The following is a 14330-nucleotide window of genomic DNA, read 5'->3' as shown; positions in this document are numbered from 1 at the left end:
CTCCACGACCATGCTGCTCGGCGTCTACCTCAACGTCGGGATCAACAGTTATCTCATCGACGCGATCATCGGCCTGTCGGTCGTCTACAAGGCGCTCGACAACATGGGCGCGTTCCAGCGCTGGTTCGGTTTTCAGCCAAACACCAAGGCCGCCACGCTGATCTTCGGCCTGTTCCACGGCTTCGGGCTGTCGACCAAGATCATCGAGTACGACATCTCGCCCGACGGCCTCGTGCCGAACCTCCTCGCCTTCAACGTGGGGGTCGAGATCGGCCAACTTCTGGCGCTTGCCGCCATCCTGATCGCCATGGGCTTCTGGCGCCGGACCGACGGGTTCTGGCGGCACGCCTACACCGCCAACGTCGTGATGATGACCGCGGGCTTCGTGCTGGTCGGCTACCAGCTCACCGGCTTCGCGGTCTCCTGACCCAATCCCCAGATCGAAGAGACAGAACCGATGTACAATACCGACATTCCGACCCGCGCCGAGCTGCCGACCACGAAGCAGCTCCTGCGCTCCACCGCGATCGCCATCGTCTCGGCGGGCGTGATCCTAACCACCATCGTGCTTCCCGCCGAATACGCGATCGACCCGACGGGGATCGGCAAGGCGATCGGCCTCGCCGAGATGGGTGAGATCAAGACCCAGCTCGCGGCCGAGGCGGAGTCCGACCGGATCAAGGACGAGGCGCGGCCCGCCCCGGCGCCCGCGGCCCCGGACCAGCGCTCCAGCCTGCTCGGCTCGATCTTCGCCGAACTGGTGATGGGCTCGGCCGCGGCGCAGGAGGCCGCCATGAAGAGCGAGGAGACCAAGGTCACGCTCAAGCCCGGCGAGGGCGCCGAGGTGAAGCTCGACATGAAGAAGGGCGCGAAGGCGAACTTCACGTGGACCGTCGAGGGCGGCGTCGTGAACTTCGATATGCACGCCGACGGCGCGGGCCAGCAGTCCACGAGCTACGAGAAGGGCCGCGCCGCGCCGAGCCAGGAAGGCGTGCTCGAGGCCGCGTTCGACGGCAAACACGGCTGGTTCTGGCGCAACCGCGGCAAGGCCGACGTAACCGTGACGCTGAAGGTCAACGGCGACTTCGCCGCGATGAAGCGCGTGATGTGAAGTGGGGCTGGTCGCGCGGCGTCACGAACGCAGCGCGGCCAGTCTGCGCTGTGACGGGAACAGACAGGGCAACTCCATCCACAAAGGTGATTCATATCGACAATCGTCGATTTATTGATATCAAAAGCCTCCCGATGCAGGAGGCGACATGCCCGTACGCGCCCAGTCCGCCGACCGTGACCGCGAGACGGCGGCCCTCGACGCCCTGTCATCGCTTGGCCAGTCCACGCGGCTTCGCATCTTCAAGCATCTCGTCACGACCGCTCCGGAGCCACAGCCCGCGGGCGGCATCGCCGAGGCGCTGGGCTGCCTCCAGAACACGCTCTCGACCCATCTGGCGATCCTTGTGCGGGCCGGTCTGATCACCGGCGTCCGCGACGGGCGCTCAATTCTCTACGCCGCCAACTTCGACGGCATGCGGGGCCTCGTGAACTACCTGCTCGAGGACTGCTGCAAAGGCCATCCGGACGTCTGCGCGCCCGTGTTCGAACAGCTCGAGAAGGGCTGCTGCGGCCCGGCCGCGAGGGCCTGACCATGTCGCTGTTCGAACGCTGGCTCACCCTCTGGGTGGCGCTCTGCATCGTGGTCGGGATCGCGCTCGGCTACGCCGCGCCCGGGCTCTTCCAGGCGATCGGGAGCCTCGAGGTCGCGAGCGTGAACCTGCCCGTCGCGGAGCTGATCTGGCTGATGATCATCCCCATGCTGGTCAAGGTCGACTTCGGCGCACTCGGCCAGGTCGCGGCTCACTGGCGAGGCGTGTCAGTGACGCTGTTCGTCAACTGGGCGGTCAAGCCGTTCTCGATGGCGCTGCTCGGATGGCTGTTCATCGGCTGGCTGTTCCGGCCCTGGCTCCCTGCCGACCAGATCGACAGCTACATCGCCGGGCTGATCCTGCTCGCCGCGGCGCCCTGCACCGCGATGGTCTTCGTGTGGTCGAACCTGACCAAGGGAGACCCGCTGTTCACGCTCTCCCAAGTCGCGGTCAACGACGCGATCATGATCGTGGCCTTTGCGCCGCTCGTCGGCCTGCTGCTCGGCCTGTCGGCGATCACCGTGCCGTGGAGCACGCTGGTCCTCTCGGTCGGCCTCTACATCGTCGTGCCAGTGATCGCGGCGCAGGTGCTGCGGAGTCAGGTTCTGGCTTCCGGCGGACAAGGCGCGCTCGACCGTCTGCTGGCGAGGATCCAGCCGCTCTCGCTCGCCGCGCTGCTCGCGACGCTGGTGCTGCTGTTCGCCTTCCAGGGCGAGCAGATCGTGGCCCAGCCTCTCGTCATCGCGCTGCTCGCCGTGCCGATCCTCATCCAGGTCTACTTCAACTCCGGCCTCGCCTACCTGCTGAACCGCGCCACGGGCGAGGCCCATTGCGTGGCCGGACCGTCGGCGCTGATCGGGGCCTCGAACTTCTTCGAGCTCGCGGTCGCCGCGGCCATCAGCCTGTTCGGCTTCAAGTCCGGCGCGGCGCTCGCGACCGTGGTCGGGGTGCTGATCGAGGTGCCCGTGATGCTCTCGGTCGTCTGGATCGTGAACCGCCCAAAACCCTGGTACGAGGCCCGCGGCGTGCGCGCGGCCGCCCCCGAACCCCGATCCTGAGGAGGCCGCGATGACCGAGGCCGTCACCATCTGGCACAACCCCGACTGCGGCACGTCCCGCAACACGCTCGCGATGATCCGGGCGGCCGGGATCGAGCCGACCGTGGTGGAGTATCTGAAGGCGCCGCCGACGCGCGGGGAGCTTGCGAAGGCGATCGCCGACGCCGGGCTCAGCCCGCGCGAGGCCGCACGGGAGAAGGGAACGCCATTCGCGGAGCTTGGGCTCAGCGATCCGTCAGTCACCGGCGACGCGATCCTCGACGCGATGCTGGCCCACCCGATCCTGATCAACCGCCCGTTCGTGTTCACGTCCCGCGGCGTGCGGCTGTGCCGTCCGTCCGAGGTCGTGCTGGATATCCTGCCCGCATCGCTGCTGGACGGCTTCACCAAGGAGGACGGCGAGATCGTGAAGGCGGGACGCGCGTCGTGAGCGATCTGCCGAGCCTCGACGAGGGCAGCTTCCAGCCGACCGATTTCTCCCGGCTCCACGGCCCACGCTCGACCCACCCGCCGCGCGTCCTGCTGCTCTACGGCTCGCTCCGGCCCGTCTCCTACAGCCGCCTGCTGACGCTTGAGGCCGAGCGCCTGCTGAAGCGTCTCGGCTGCGAGACGCGCGTCTACGACCCCGCGGGCCTGCCGCTGCCTGACGATGCGCCCGCCGACCATCCGAAGGTGCAGGAGCTACGCGAGCTGTCGACGTGGTCCGAGGCGCAGGTCTGGACGAGCCCGGAGCGCCACGGCGCCATGACGGGCGTGATGAAGTCCCAGATCGACTGGATCCCGCTCGCCGTCGGTTCGGTGCGGCCGACGCAAGGCCGTGTGCTTGCGGTCATGCAGGTCTCCGGCGGCTCGCAGTCGTTCAACGCCGTCAACCAGATGCGCGTGCTCGGGCGCTGGATGAGGATGATCACGATCCCCAACCAGTCCTCGGTCGCGAAAGCCTTCCAGGAGTTCGGCGAGGACGGCCGGATGAAGCCGTCGGCCTATTACGACCGCGTGGTCGACGTGATGGAGGAACTGGTGAAGTTCACGCTCCTCACCCGCGACGTGTCCGACCACCTGACCGACCGCTACAGCGAGCGGAAGGAGAGCGCCACTGCGCTCGAGGCGAGGGTGAACCTCAAGCAGGCCGTCTGAGTCGTGGACACGGCGTCGGTGCCGCCCGGCGGCAGGATTGCGGTCCCGCTGCTCGGGATCGGCCAGATCGTATCCTGGGGCTCGAGCTTCTACCTGCTCGCAGTGCTGGCGGCGCCGATCTCGGCCGACACCGGATGGCCGCTCGCCTGGGTGGTCGGCGGCGGGTCCATCGGCCTGCTCTGCTCAGGCATCGCCTCGCCTTTCGTGGGCCGCATGATCGACGGTTTCGGCGGGCGGCAGACCATGGCGGCCGGCTCCCTGCTGATGGGAGCGGGCCTTGCCGCGGTCGGATCGTCGACTGGGCTCGCGACCTATCTGCTCGGCTGGGCGGTGCTTGGCTTCGGCATGGGCGCGGGGCTCTACGACGCGGCGTTCTCGACGCTCGGCCGGATCTTCGGGGCGTCGGCGCGGCGCGCCATCACCAACCTCACCCTGTTCGGCGGCTTCGCCAGCACCGTCTGCTGGCCGATGTCGGCGCTCGCCGTCGAGCACGTCGGCTGGCGCGGCGCCTGCTTCGCCTACGCGGCCGTTCAGGTGCTGGTCATGGCTCCGGCGCTGTTCTTCCTCCTGCCGCGGGAGGCGCGCAAGCTCCCGGCTCCGGCTAACCGCGCCGGCGCCGGCGCGACGATCGCCAGCAAGCGCCGGACCTTCCTACTGCTGGCCGGGATCCTGATAGCGAACGGAGCGGTCCAAACATCGATCTCGGTCCATCTCCTGACGATTCTGCAGGGACAGGGCATGTCGCTCGCAGCCGCCGTCGCCATCGGTGCGCTCATCGGTCCGTCACAGGTCGGCGCCCGCGTGGTCGAGATGATGGTCGGCGATCGCCTACATCCGACGGCGACGCTGCTCTACGCTGGCGCGCTGGTCGCCGTCGGCGTGTTGCTGCTCGCGCTCGACGCCGGACCCGCGGCGGTCGCGGTCGTGCTCTACGCCGCGGGCAACGGAGTGTGGTCGATCGCCCGCGGCACCGTCCCGCTCGCGCTGTTCGGACCAGAACGGTACCCGGTCGTGATGGGACGGCTCGCGGCGCCGAACCTGGTGGTGCAGGCGTTGGCACCGTTCGTGGTGGGGCTCAGCGTCACGTCCGTTGGCGCGACGGGCACACTGGCCGCCCTTGCGGTCGTAGCTACCGTCAATGTCGCCTTCACAGCAGTGCTGTCATCATGGAACCGATGAGCAGACCGAAGCCTGCACCCGTGCTAACCGCAGGCTGCGATCCATCGCGGATGGCCAAGACCGTATCGAAACCGCGAGATAAAGCGCTCGAGCGACGCCGTGGACGCGTCGGTCGTCAGCCATACCGTCGTCCGGCGACACGACTCTCGGCTGGCCCAGCTGTTCGTCACCAGCTTCGTTTCGCTCTGCAAGCCGACCTCGTCGCAATGAGAAGATCCATGGGGAGGCATCCGGCATTGCGCCAGTCACATAGCAACTCGTGCGTCGGCCCAACGAAAAACGCCGACCCCGTTATTGCTCCACGCCGCGCAGCTCGACGCCGGCGATCCTGCATCCAGCGCGGGACATAACGGTCGATATTGAGCCCTCGATCAAAGGGCCCATCTTCGAGACCGGGTTGAGCCGAGCCAGCTCTTCGATCGTGTCGCCTTCAGAGATGTACCGCGCCTGTCCTTTTGCGCAGTCGATCTCACGCTTGGCGAACGAGACGCCAGATGGCCCCTCGCGCCGTGACGACATCTGGATGAGATTTGGGCCTACTTTGCGGACGTCTAGGACGAAGTAGTGGGCCTTGGCGTCGCTCGGGACAGACACCTGTGCCGGCTGGCCAGCGAAAGCGATTTCGCCTGAAACGTTCACCATCAATATCACTCCGAAAGACATGAGCCACTTTGGCAACTTTGAGCCCTCGTCGAGTCGTAAATATATCTTATCAAGCCTCTCCCGGATACGCTGGCGTTTTGCTCACCTCAACTTCCGTCTTCCAACCCGCGCCTTCGTCTTTCCTGGACCCCGTCAGGACGATCGCCAGCTCATCATCCGGTAGCGGTCGCTGCAGCGCCTTGGCTTCGATCCAGTCCGCCCGCAGCCAGACGTCGACCTCCTCCGACGTCGTCAGGATCACGGGCATGGCTTTCGGATGCACGGGCGCGACGACGGCGTTGGGCTCGGTCGTCAGGAACCCGAAGAGGTCCGTGGTGACCTCGCCCTCGCGGGCCTTTCGGACGCTGGTCCAGGTCGTCCAGATGCCGGCGAACACAGCCAACGGCCGGCTCTCGTTCAAAGCGAACCACGTCACTTCCTTGGTTCGCACATCGTATTCCGAGAACGAGGTGAAGGGCACGACGCAGCGGTTTTGCGGGCCGAGCCATCTCGTCCAGTGACGGCTTGCGATGTTCCTGATGTTGGTTGTCCCACCATCGGGTTCGACCTTTAAAAGCGCGTTGAAGTCGACGGCCTTGCCCTTGCCCCGCAGCTTCTCAGCCCGTTTCGTGGCGGCGTCGAGCAGAGCTTTCTGCGAGCTCGGCATGCCCCATCGCGCGAGAGCGAGCTCTCGCTCGCCGGCGGTCACACGAACGATCGGTGCCGGGTAGTCCGGAAAGATCCCGGGCATCGGAGGCAGGTTGCCGGAGCGGTCGATCATGGCGCGCGTTAGCTCGCGGATCGCAGCCTGGCCTTTGGTGAGGCTATAGAGGTTGCACATACGCCGGACTATACCGGCGCCGCGGCGTCGGCATAGAGGACCACCATGACCTGGTACGGCGCTGACCCCGGCGGCATCAACGCATTCGGCCTCGCCGCCCTGGAGGGTGACGGGTCTTTCAGGACGTGGATCTGCTCGTCGGTCGACGGCGCTATGAGCCACATCGTCGAACCCGCTGGTTTGGGAATCGACTGTCCCTTGTGGTGGTCTTCCGGCGAAGGCGGTGGTCGGGTCGCGGACCGGTGGATCCGGAGAACATACAACATCGCGTCCGGAACCGTTCAGTCCGTCAACAGCCTTAAAGGCGCTGTGGTCGTTCAAGGCATCATGCTGGCGATGATGGCGCGGAAGTCGTTTCCCACATTGCCAATCACCGAGTCGCACCCGAAAGCCCTTCTCAAAGCTCTCGACCTTCGCAATTGGGACGACATCGCGTCGACGTTCGGCCTGGACGGACCTCAGCCTCGAACCGAACATGAGCGAGATGCGCTGCTTGGGTCCGTCGCAGCCCGTGAAGGGGCGTTGGGGCGATGGACAACCGATCTATCGCTGAGCCTTGGACCGAGCGAAATCGACCCGAAGGACATCTGGTTCGGCGAGCTCCACTATTGGTGGCCCGATAAGAACTGAGGTCGGTCTGGCGATCCGCTCACCCTGTCCGCGCTGCTGGCAGCTCGTCCACCCGCGTCGTGTAGCGCGGCGACCTCATCTCGAATTTCGTCTGCCAGGCCTTTCTGATCCCAACTGCCGCCGACGTGACGGAGCCGCGGCCGTGCTTGGCGTTTACGGCGTCGATCGCCGCCATCATTCGAGCTGCCTTCTCGCGGTCTCGGCCGCCGATCAGAGCAGCCGGAACGTTTTCGGCTCGCACGAGGTCGTCCAGGATCACGCCGGCCTTCGCGAGCTTCGCGCCTGGCCGCCAGAGTCGCTGCGCTCCGCGCGACGCGGCCGCAATCAACACCAGGCTGTCGCTCGACGCCTCGATCATCCCTTCGGTCATGGAAGCCGAGAACGGGGCATCGCCGTTGAACAAGTTGGAATGGGCGAACACTGTGAGATGCGACGCCGCAAGGCCATGACGCCTCAGCTTCTCGCCGGCGCGGAAGGCATAGGCCGAGACGGCCTCAAGCAAGGCGTCGAGCGTTGTGACCGGCCGGCCGAAGCTGCGCGTGACCGCGATCCCCTTGCGCTGGGGCGTCACCATCTCGAGATCGAGGCAAGCCATGCCGCGGAGTTCGTGGATGATGCGTTCGCCAACGACTGTGAGCGGTTTTCGCGCGAGCTTTGGATCCAGCCGCGTCAGGTCGCCTGCGGTGTTGACGCCGAGGGCTGCGAGCTTCGCCGTCGACGCGCGGCCGACGCCCCAGACATCCTCGACAGGGAAGCGATCCAGCCGTATTGCCCGTTCGACCGGATCCGACAGGTCGCAGACGCCGGCGAGATCAAGCTCTTTCTTCGCGATGGCGTTGGCGACCTTGGCGAGGGTCTTCGTCGGTCCGATGCCGACGCAGGTCGGCACCCCAGTCCACTTTCTCACCGTCGAGCGCAGATCCTGCGCCAACTCCCGCCGATCAGCCGGGGCGTAGCCCGACAGATCGAGGAAGCTCTCGTCGATGGAGTAGATCTCCACGTCCGTCGCGAACTGGTCATAGACCGCGTTCATCCGCCGGCTCATATCGCCGTAGAGGGTGTAGTTCGAGCTGTAGACCGCCACTCGCCCGGCCCGACAGAGATCTCGAATTTTGAAATATGGGTCGCCCATCTTGATGCCGAGCGCCTTGGCCTCAGACGTCCGGGCGACGGCGCAGCCGTCATTGTTCGACAGCACGATGACCGGTCGATGGGCGATCCCAGGATCAAAGACGCGCTCGCACGAGCAGTAGAAGCTGTTGCCGTCGATCAGGGCGAAGGCCTTGGGCGTCATCGCCGGATCGCTCGCAGCCGATGCAGATTCCAGGTGACCACGCCCCAGATCTCGACGTCGACAAGATCAGGGAGCTCGTAGACCGGCATGCGGCTGTTGGCGAATGCGAGATTGGGCCGCGCGCCCAGGGTCAGTCGCTTCAGCGATCGCTCGCCGTCGACGATCGCCACCACGACGTCGCCATCCCGGGGTTCAAGACTGCGGTCCACCACGAGAATGTCGCGGTCGAAAATCCCGACGCCGGTCATGCTGGCGCCGTCGACCCGCCAGAGGAACGTGGCCGGTGCGTTGGTGATCAGCAGCCGCGCGACGTCGACCGCGTCCTCGAGGAAATCGTCCGCCGGCGATGGGAAGCCGGCGCAGATCGCATGCGCGAACATCGGAACAAGCAGCTCGTCCCCAAGCACCACACCCTTAGGGTTGCGGACGATCATGAGGTGAGCCGCCGCAGCGATCGGCCGGTCCTGAAGACGCTCGTGCCGGATCCTGCTCGATTGGCCGGCGCCATGCCGATCATTCTGAAAACGTGGTTCGAGAGAAGAATCACGTTCGGCGGCGCCGAGCCGGACGGCCGATTTCCCCACGGAATTTCATTGCTCCTCGCCATCCAACCCTCCTTCGCTTCAGGAAGGGATTTCACGAGAACAAAAATAGAACAAGCGTATTTGCGCAAACGCTATGGGTGCCTCCTGGAACGACTGACGTCGTTCCAGGAGGCTGGCAGTCAGTTCATCCAGCCCCCCACGCTGGAGGCGCGGTGGCAGGTGAGCCAGTCGAAGACCAGTCCGGCCGTCAGATCTCCCTCGGCGGCGCAGCGCCACAGCGCGATCAAGATGACGTCGTGGAACGGGACCAAAGCATCCTCGCCGATCAGCACAACCCGGATAGCCAAGTTTATCGCGCACGACGCATCGCCTCGCGCCGCCCTTGCCCATCGAGGCTCGGCTCGAAGGTCCACGGCCTCAAGCATCTCGACCAACCCGAGACGATGGCGCTCGTCGAAGGAAAGCGGCTCTCGCCACGACGGACGGGGCGATGAAGCTTGGGCGGCCCGCGCAACCGCGGACTTGCGCGTCTTCGTCGAAGCCTTCGTCGACGAGCTCACCTCAAAATCTCCGCATTGCTGAAAGTGTGTTTGCGAAGGCCGACCAATGGAATTCAGTTGTTTCGCATGCATACAAAGGCGCAACTTCGGCCTTCAGCTGATCTGGAAGATCTTCGTGTTTCGGATAGTTTTTGTGCGGCCTCCACAAGTCAGCGAGCTTGTAAACAATACTGGTCTGCAAAATCAGGACGGCGCGCTCGGGCGTGTGGACGGCAGCACATAGGGATGCGAGATCCAACTTCCTGAAGCCGTAGAACATCTCGCCCGGCGCCGTCACGACGATCCAGTGGCGGTCGTTCAGTTCGAGATTTTCCGAAATGACGCCCCACAGTTCCGGCGCGAGCCTGTTTCTGGCTTCGCAGATGACGTTGTCTCGACCTTTCGGTCCCTTGCCCGCAGCGACGCAGATCGCGCGGGTCAACGTGTCGCGCAGCTCTTTGCCCCCGTCGTGCAACCGCCGCTCGCGCGCGGTGACGGGAACCGGTTCAAGTCTGTCATTGGCCATTGACGAATCCCCCGCGCTTCAGCGGTCGCGTGCGTCATGCGCACCAAGATTCGTCACATCTCGAAAGAGATGCACGGAGACAGGCCGTCTATACCGCCAAACCAGTCGACGACCCACTATACGGGACAAAAGTGCCGCCATACGGACGGGCTGTCAATATCGTCGAGTCGTTCCAATCAGCCGGCTTTATAGATCGCTCCGCATTTACACGGCCGCCCTGCGCCCGCATTCCGCGTCAACCGATCCAAGATCGTCTATAAACTATCAAATCCTTTGCAATAAGGGATTTAGCCATGGTCCTATCCATAAACGAAGTGCTTGCGTCCAAGAATTACTCGATCCGAGCCTTATCCGCTAATTCCTGATAAGCGATCTTTGATCTGCTGGAGATAGGTGACACGCCCCAGCGCGACCTCCGATTGACCCGCCCGATCGCTCTGGTCTAAAAGACCATCTTACGGGTCAAACCAATCGAGTTATGGCCTGTCCACGCGCTCCTGCTTGAGCTGCGATCTCCCGAGCGTCGGTTCGACGCCGCCGGACTTCGCTATGATCAGGCGCCGACCGACCTCACCTGCCGCCAGACTGAAACGGCGCCTGCGCCCCAAGCGCCCGGCGTCGTTGAAGATTTCAGCACGGCATGTCCGGCGGACCGAACGCACGGATGACGACGACGATCTCGAATACCTCGATGCGATCCCGGAGTATGGCGCGGGAACGCCGCGCATCTTGCTCGCAAAAGCCGTTCTTGCCGCCGCCATCCCGTCAGAGGTCAAGAAGGCGTTCAAGGCTCGTCTGCCGATCATCGTTCTCGTCGACGCCCCCACCGTCGTCTGGACGGAAGCGATCGCCGCGCAGGCTTCCGTGCTATTTCCCGGCGTCCGGGTCATCTCGGCGACCAAGCCCCCCGCGCGAGGCACGACGCCGGACTGCCCGCCGCCGACTTCGCCGATCTTGGCCGTCACCCCCAATAGATCATGGCTGTCGCCAGCCGCCGTAGCGGCTGCCGATTTCAGCTTTCGTCTGGAGGTGCGACCAGCCTCCGTCGCTCAGGCAATCGCGAGCTTTTGCGGCCGGAAAAGTTGTCAGGTCACTGCTTCGGACTACGCGAGCCTCGATCTCACAGACCTCGCATTCGCAATGCGGCCGAACTCTACGCCCGAAGAATGCGTGGAACGCATGCATCGCGCGATCCGCAGTCGAGCAAGCGCAACGCCAACGGATCGAACCGCCGAACTGTCGCAACTGGCCGGTTTTGGGGAAGCGGCGCAAAGTATGCGGCTGATCGCGCTGGATTTCGTCAGCCAAAGAGAGATCGGCGGCAATATCGTTCTGCCCAACATCTTGCTTTACGGTCCTCCGGGAACCGGAAAGACGACACTCGCCAGATCGTTCGCGCGCACAGTCAACGCCCCGTTGATACAGACGTCGGTCGCCGAATGGTTCACTTCGTCTGCAGGACATCTTGGCGACGTAGCATCCGCGGCGCAACGTTTCTTTGAACAGGCCACGGCTTTGGCTCCGTCAGTCGCTTTGATCGATGAAATCGACGCGATTCCGAACCGCGAGACCATGGACGATCGCGACAGAAGCTGGTGGACGCCCATCATCACCGGACTTCTCGTGCAAATTGATCAGCTTCGCGCCCGGTCCCGCGGCGTGGTGCTGATCGCCGCCACCAACCACAAGAGCAAGCTCGACAGCGCTCTCATTCGGCCGGGACGTTTCGATCTGCACATCCAGATCCGCGGACCCCAGACCGAAAAGGAGATCGAGGGTGTGTTTCGCCACTACCTCGGCGACGACCTTGTCGACGACGACCTCACTGCGGCGATCCGGCTGGCCGGCAAACCGACTGGAGCGATCATCGAAGCTTGGGTCAGCCGGGCCCGGGACGAAGCGAGACGCGATCAACGCATCCTCTCGTTTTCGGATCTCGTTGCGATCATCGCTCCCGCCGACAAACGTTCGCCTCAGGAAATCGAGGAGGTGGCGCTGCACGAGGCCGCGCACGCGGTGGTCGCCTGCGCCTTGGGACTGGAGGTCATTTCGGCGTCGATCATCGACACGGAAACGTCCGGAGGGGTCACGGAGCTTGGCCATGGAAGCTCGATCTTTTCCAGGCGCGAGCTCGAATGCCGGGCGGTCGCGATCCTCGCCGGTCGCGCCTGCGACGAGCGTCTGTCCCGCGGTCCAACGTCAGGCGCGGCGAGCGACCTTTGGAAATCGACGGCGCTCGTCCTCGACATTCATTCACGTCTCGGACTGGGCGACACTCTCGTATCGCGCGAGTCGATCGACGCCGCACATCTGAGCCTAGATCCACATCTTCGCTCGATGGTCGAACAGGATCTTCGGCGACTCATGAACGAGGCGAGGGATCATGTCGAACGGCTCGAGCAGCCGATCCGCGCGCTGGCGGCCCGGCTCGTTCGACATCGCGTCGTCTTGGCCAACGAGATCCACGGCTGTCTTGGCGGCGGCTTCGGCGAACGGTCATCCGTCTCACCGTCGGAGACGGCCCCATGACAGACGAGAAGACGAGACAGACGTTATGTGGCGCGTTGAGATCGCTTCGAAAAGTCGCTGAGGGAGCGTCTCCGGACCTGCGCGACGCACCAGAGCTACGAGACTGGCTGATTGTGTCCGCCGAAGACGGCGTCGCGCTGATCGGGCGGGTGACGGGTCATCCGACCGTGGAAGACGATCGACTGGTCTACACCAGCGCCTTGATCGCCATGTCAGCCGACCAAAGCTGGGCGCGCACCCTGAACCGCTTCTACCGCCTCAGAGGACCCAGCCGCCTGCCACGCTGAAACTCAGCGCCCTGTTTGAGATTCATCAACTCCAACCCGGCCTGGTTTGAGGTCTGCGAACCGTCTCAATATAGAGCGCTTGCGGGGTGGGTCCGAAAGATCACACCTGTCGCTCTGACCTGCAAATCGGGTCGAGCTGCTTACAGGGATGGTCTCCACTCGCCGTGGTGGAGACCATCGATCCCAACGACTTCAGAGCCCTGCTCGCCCACAACATCCGGCGATTGCGAGCCGCGCGCGGCTGGTCGCAAGAAAAGCTCGCGCTCGAAGCCAACATCGCACGCTCGTTTATCGGCGACGTCGAGCGCCAAGGCAGCATGCCGCGCGAACCAGCGATTCACGCGGATCGCGCTCTCGTCATCGGTTGCGGGCCGCACCTCTTCGGTGTCGAGCCAAGCCAGATCCCCCGCGGGCTCGCCGACCTTCCGCTTTCGGAAAAAGAGAAGGTCGACCACGACATCGGTGCCGGCGGCAGCGTGGAAGCTGCCTTCGGGCAAACGGATAGCCGCGACGAGGTCGGCTGATCCGCCGATGTGCTGACGTGCTGAAGAATCCGTCTTGTCCATCGTGCCATGCGAGGTGGCGAAGGCGGCGAGCGCGCCGGGCTTCAGCAAGTCGATGGCGCGTGCGATGAAATAGTCGTGCAGACGCAGTCCCAGCGAACGATATGCCCGGTCCGATCGGACGGTGCGGTCGGAGAAGGGTGGATTGCCGACGGCGAGGTCGAAGGCAGTCGGAAGCTGCGTGCGTGCGAAATCGCCGTTGACGATACGGGCCCTCGGCTGCAGCAGGCGCACGATGCGGGCCGTGACGGGATCGATTTCGATCCCGGTGATATACGACGCGTCGCGCAGACCGTCCGGCATCAATGCCGGAAAGAGCCCTGTGCCGATGCCGGGCTCGAGCACGCGGCCGCCGCGCCAGCCGAGTCGCTGTAATCCCGTCCAGATCGCCCGCACGATCAGTTCCGGGGTGAAATGGGCGTACTGGGTGCAGCGCGCGAGCGAGGCATAGTCGAGTTCGCCGACGGCATCCTCGAGTGAGGCGCCGAGCTCCTCCCAGCCTTCACGGAAATCGTTCTCGCCGGGACGGCGAAAAACGCCGTTCGCAAGATCGGAGGCACCGAAGCCGGTGAAAAGGATCAGGCGCTCCTGCTCCTCGCGCGTGGCCGGGCGTTGATCCGCCTCGATTTCGGAAGCAAGCCGAATGGCGGCAACGTTGTCGCGCGCACGATCCTTCCATGTCGTCGCCAGCCTTCGATCGCCGGCGAGGTGAAAGTTCGTGCCGCGCGTGGAGCGAGGCGGCTGCGGGGCTCGTGCCGCCGCCACGGAGGGAAGCGCAGGAGCGGGCGTCGAGGAATCCGGTTCGTCGTCGTCAGGCGTGAACGTGCCGCCAAACGCCGTCACGCCAAGGCCGAGGCCCGACGCGAGCGCGGTGTTGCCGAATAGGTCGAGGGTGAAAGGATCGTCTTGCGCCATCG

The 14330-nt window shown here is 64.7% G+C and carries 16 protein-coding genes and 2 pseudogenes; 12 read left to right on the top strand and 6 right to left on the bottom strand.

From position 1 onward, the window contains the following. From ACO2RJ_RS20850 to ACO2RJ_RS20820, 7 genes are all read left to right on the top strand, one after another. On the top strand, positions 1-427 hold a 427-nt coding region (locus tag ACO2RJ_RS20850; protein ID WP_423269980.1), incomplete at its 5' end, for a HupE/UreJ family protein. Between the two features lie 30 nt (positions 428-457). After that, on the top strand, positions 458-1111 hold the full coding sequence (locus ACO2RJ_RS20845; protein WP_128778365.1) for a transmembrane anchor protein: 654 nt from the start codon (positions 458-460) through the stop codon (positions 1109-1111). A 148-nt stretch (positions 1112-1259) separates the two neighbouring features. Then, the gene (locus ACO2RJ_RS20840) at positions 1260-1643 is read left to right on the top strand and encodes an ArsR/SmtB family transcription factor (protein ID WP_128778364.1); all 384 of its coding nucleotides are present in this window, start codon (positions 1260-1262) and stop codon (positions 1641-1643) included. Positions 1644-1645: 2 nt separating this feature from the next. Next, on the top strand, positions 1646-2701 hold the full coding sequence (gene arsB / locus ACO2RJ_RS20835) for an ACR3 family arsenite efflux transporter (RefSeq protein WP_128778363.1): 1056 nt from the start codon (positions 1646-1648) through the stop codon (positions 2699-2701). 10 nt (positions 2702-2711) lie between these two features. After that, positions 2712-3131, top strand: a complete 420-nt coding sequence (gene arsC / locus ACO2RJ_RS20830; protein WP_128778362.1) for an arsenate reductase (glutaredoxin) — start codon at positions 2712-2714, stop codon at positions 3129-3131. A 5-nt stretch (positions 3132-3136) separates the two neighbouring features. Beyond that, on the top strand, positions 3137-3838 hold the full coding sequence (gene arsH, locus ACO2RJ_RS20825; protein WP_423269982.1) for an arsenical resistance protein ArsH: 702 nt from the start codon (positions 3137-3139) through the stop codon (positions 3836-3838). A gap of 3 nt (positions 3839-3841) precedes the next feature. After that, positions 3842-5017, top strand: coding sequence for an MFS transporter (locus ACO2RJ_RS20820; RefSeq protein WP_245479726.1), 1176 nt, complete (start codon positions 3842-3844; stop codon positions 5015-5017). Between the two features lie 291 nt (positions 5018-5308). Here the strand turns inward: ACO2RJ_RS20820 and ACO2RJ_RS20815 are convergent, their stop codons facing one another. Continuing rightward, a complete protein-coding gene (locus tag ACO2RJ_RS20815; protein WP_128778360.1) occupies positions 5309-5659 on the bottom strand; it encodes a hypothetical protein in 351 nt (116 codons plus the stop codon). A 70-nt stretch (positions 5660-5729) separates the two neighbouring features. Next, entirely contained in the window at positions 5730-6500 is a 771-nt protein-coding gene (locus tag ACO2RJ_RS20810) for an SOS response-associated peptidase (RefSeq protein ID WP_128778359.1), read from the bottom strand. Between the two features lie 45 nt (positions 6501-6545). On the opposite strand from ACO2RJ_RS20810, the gene ACO2RJ_RS20805 reads away from it, so the two are divergent. Next, positions 6546-7130 (top strand): DUF429 domain-containing protein, encoded by a 585-nt coding sequence (locus ACO2RJ_RS20805; protein ID WP_128778358.1) that lies wholly within the window; start codon positions 6546-6548, stop codon positions 7128-7130. Positions 7131-7149: 19 nt separating this feature from the next. Here ACO2RJ_RS20805 and ACO2RJ_RS20800 read toward each other — a convergent pair whose 3' ends face one another. Together ACO2RJ_RS20800 and ACO2RJ_RS20795 are read right to left on the bottom strand one after the other, a co-directional pair. Then, complete coding sequence (locus ACO2RJ_RS20800) at positions 7150-8424, bottom strand: Y-family DNA polymerase (protein WP_128778357.1); 1275 nt, start codon at positions 8422-8424, stop codon at positions 7150-7152. Next, positions 8421-8858, bottom strand: coding sequence for a LexA family protein (locus ACO2RJ_RS20795; protein WP_128778356.1), 438 nt, complete (start codon positions 8856-8858; stop codon positions 8421-8423). Before ACO2RJ_RS20795 ends, ACO2RJ_RS20800 begins: the two co-directional genes overlap by 4 nt. A 3-nt stretch (positions 8859-8861) precedes the next feature. Here ACO2RJ_RS20795 and ACO2RJ_RS20790 point away from each other — a divergent pair, with 3 nt between their 5' ends. Then, a complete protein-coding gene (locus ACO2RJ_RS20790; RefSeq protein WP_128778355.1) occupies positions 8862-9551 on the top strand; it encodes a hypothetical protein in 690 nt (229 codons plus the stop codon). Here the strand turns inward: ACO2RJ_RS20790 and ACO2RJ_RS20785 are convergent. After that, positions 9531-10034 carry a hypothetical protein gene (locus tag ACO2RJ_RS20785; protein WP_128778354.1) on the bottom strand — a complete coding sequence of 168 codons (504 nt, stop codon included), beginning with the start codon at positions 10032-10034 and terminating at the stop codon, positions 9531-9533. The two genes, ACO2RJ_RS20790 and ACO2RJ_RS20785, sit on opposite strands and share 21 nt — an antisense overlap. A gap of 549 nt (positions 10035-10583) precedes the next feature. On the opposite strand from ACO2RJ_RS20785, the gene ACO2RJ_RS20780 reads away from it, so the two are divergent. From ACO2RJ_RS20780 to ACO2RJ_RS20770, 3 genes and pseudogenes are all read left to right on the top strand, one after another. Further along, on the top strand, positions 10584-12563 hold the full coding sequence (locus ACO2RJ_RS20780) for an AAA family ATPase (RefSeq protein WP_423269979.1): 1980 nt from the start codon (positions 10584-10586) through the stop codon (positions 12561-12563). Then, positions 12560-12850 carry a DUF6634 family protein gene (locus tag ACO2RJ_RS20775; protein WP_128778352.1) on the top strand — a complete coding sequence of 97 codons (291 nt, stop codon included), beginning with the start codon at positions 12560-12562 and terminating at the stop codon, positions 12848-12850. The genes ACO2RJ_RS20780 and ACO2RJ_RS20775 overlap by 4 nt, the downstream gene beginning before the upstream one ends. An 86-nt stretch (positions 12851-12936) precedes the next feature. Beyond that, positions 12937-13134, top strand: a pseudogene (locus ACO2RJ_RS20770) (hypothetical protein); the annotation flags it as partial. Positions 13135-13152: 18 nt separating this feature from the next. Here the strand turns inward: ACO2RJ_RS20770 and ACO2RJ_RS20765 are convergent. After that, positions 13153-14328 (bottom strand): annotated as a pseudogene (locus tag ACO2RJ_RS20765) (lactate dehydrogenase); the annotation flags it as partial. Between the last annotated feature and the right edge of the window lie 2 nt (positions 14329-14330).

The sequence above is a fragment of the Hansschlegelia sp. KR7-227 genome (assembly GCF_049446035.1).
Classification (GTDB): Bacteria; Pseudomonadota; Alphaproteobacteria; order Rhizobiales; family Methylopilaceae; genus Methylopila.
Note: the sequence above shows the minus strand (reverse complement) of the source record. Positions and strands in the feature narration are given on the sequence as shown.

Coding starts and splice junctions, on each gene's coding strand:
- ACO2RJ_RS20845 (WP_128778365.1), top strand. CDS start 458: ATGTACAATACCGACATTCCGACCCGCGCCGAGCTGCCGACCACGAAG.
- ACO2RJ_RS20840 (WP_128778364.1), top strand. CDS start 1,260: ATGCCCGTACGCGCCCAGTCCGCCGACCGTGACCGCGAGACGGCGGCC.
- arsB (WP_128778363.1), top strand. CDS start 1,646: ATGTCGCTGTTCGAACGCTGGCTCACCCTCTGGGTGGCGCTCTGCATC.
- arsC (WP_128778362.1), top strand. CDS start 2,712: ATGACCGAGGCCGTCACCATCTGGCACAACCCCGACTGCGGCACGTCC.
- ACO2RJ_RS20815 (WP_128778360.1), bottom strand. CDS start 5,659: ATGGTGAACGTTTCAGGCGAAATCGCTTTCGCTGGCCAGCCGGCACAG.
- ACO2RJ_RS20810 (WP_128778359.1), bottom strand. CDS start 6,500: ATGTGCAACCTCTATAGCCTCACCAAAGGCCAGGCTGCGATCCGCGAG.
- ACO2RJ_RS20805 (WP_128778358.1), top strand. CDS start 6,546: ATGACCTGGTACGGCGCTGACCCCGGCGGCATCAACGCATTCGGCCTC.
- ACO2RJ_RS20800 (WP_128778357.1), bottom strand. CDS start 8,424: ATGACGCCCAAGGCCTTCGCCCTGATCGACGGCAACAGCTTCTACTGC.
- ACO2RJ_RS20795 (WP_128778356.1), bottom strand. CDS start 8,858: ATGATCGTCCGCAACCCTAAGGGTGTGGTGCTTGGGGACGAGCTGCTT.
- ACO2RJ_RS20785 (WP_128778354.1), bottom strand. CDS start 10,034: ATGGCCAATGACAGACTTGAACCGGTTCCCGTCACCGCGCGCGAGCGG.
- ACO2RJ_RS20780 (WP_423269979.1), top strand. CDS start 10,584: ATGATCAGGCGCCGACCGACCTCACCTGCCGCCAGACTGAAACGGCGC.
- ACO2RJ_RS20775 (WP_128778352.1), top strand. CDS start 12,560: ATGACAGACGAGAAGACGAGACAGACGTTATGTGGCGCGTTGAGATCG.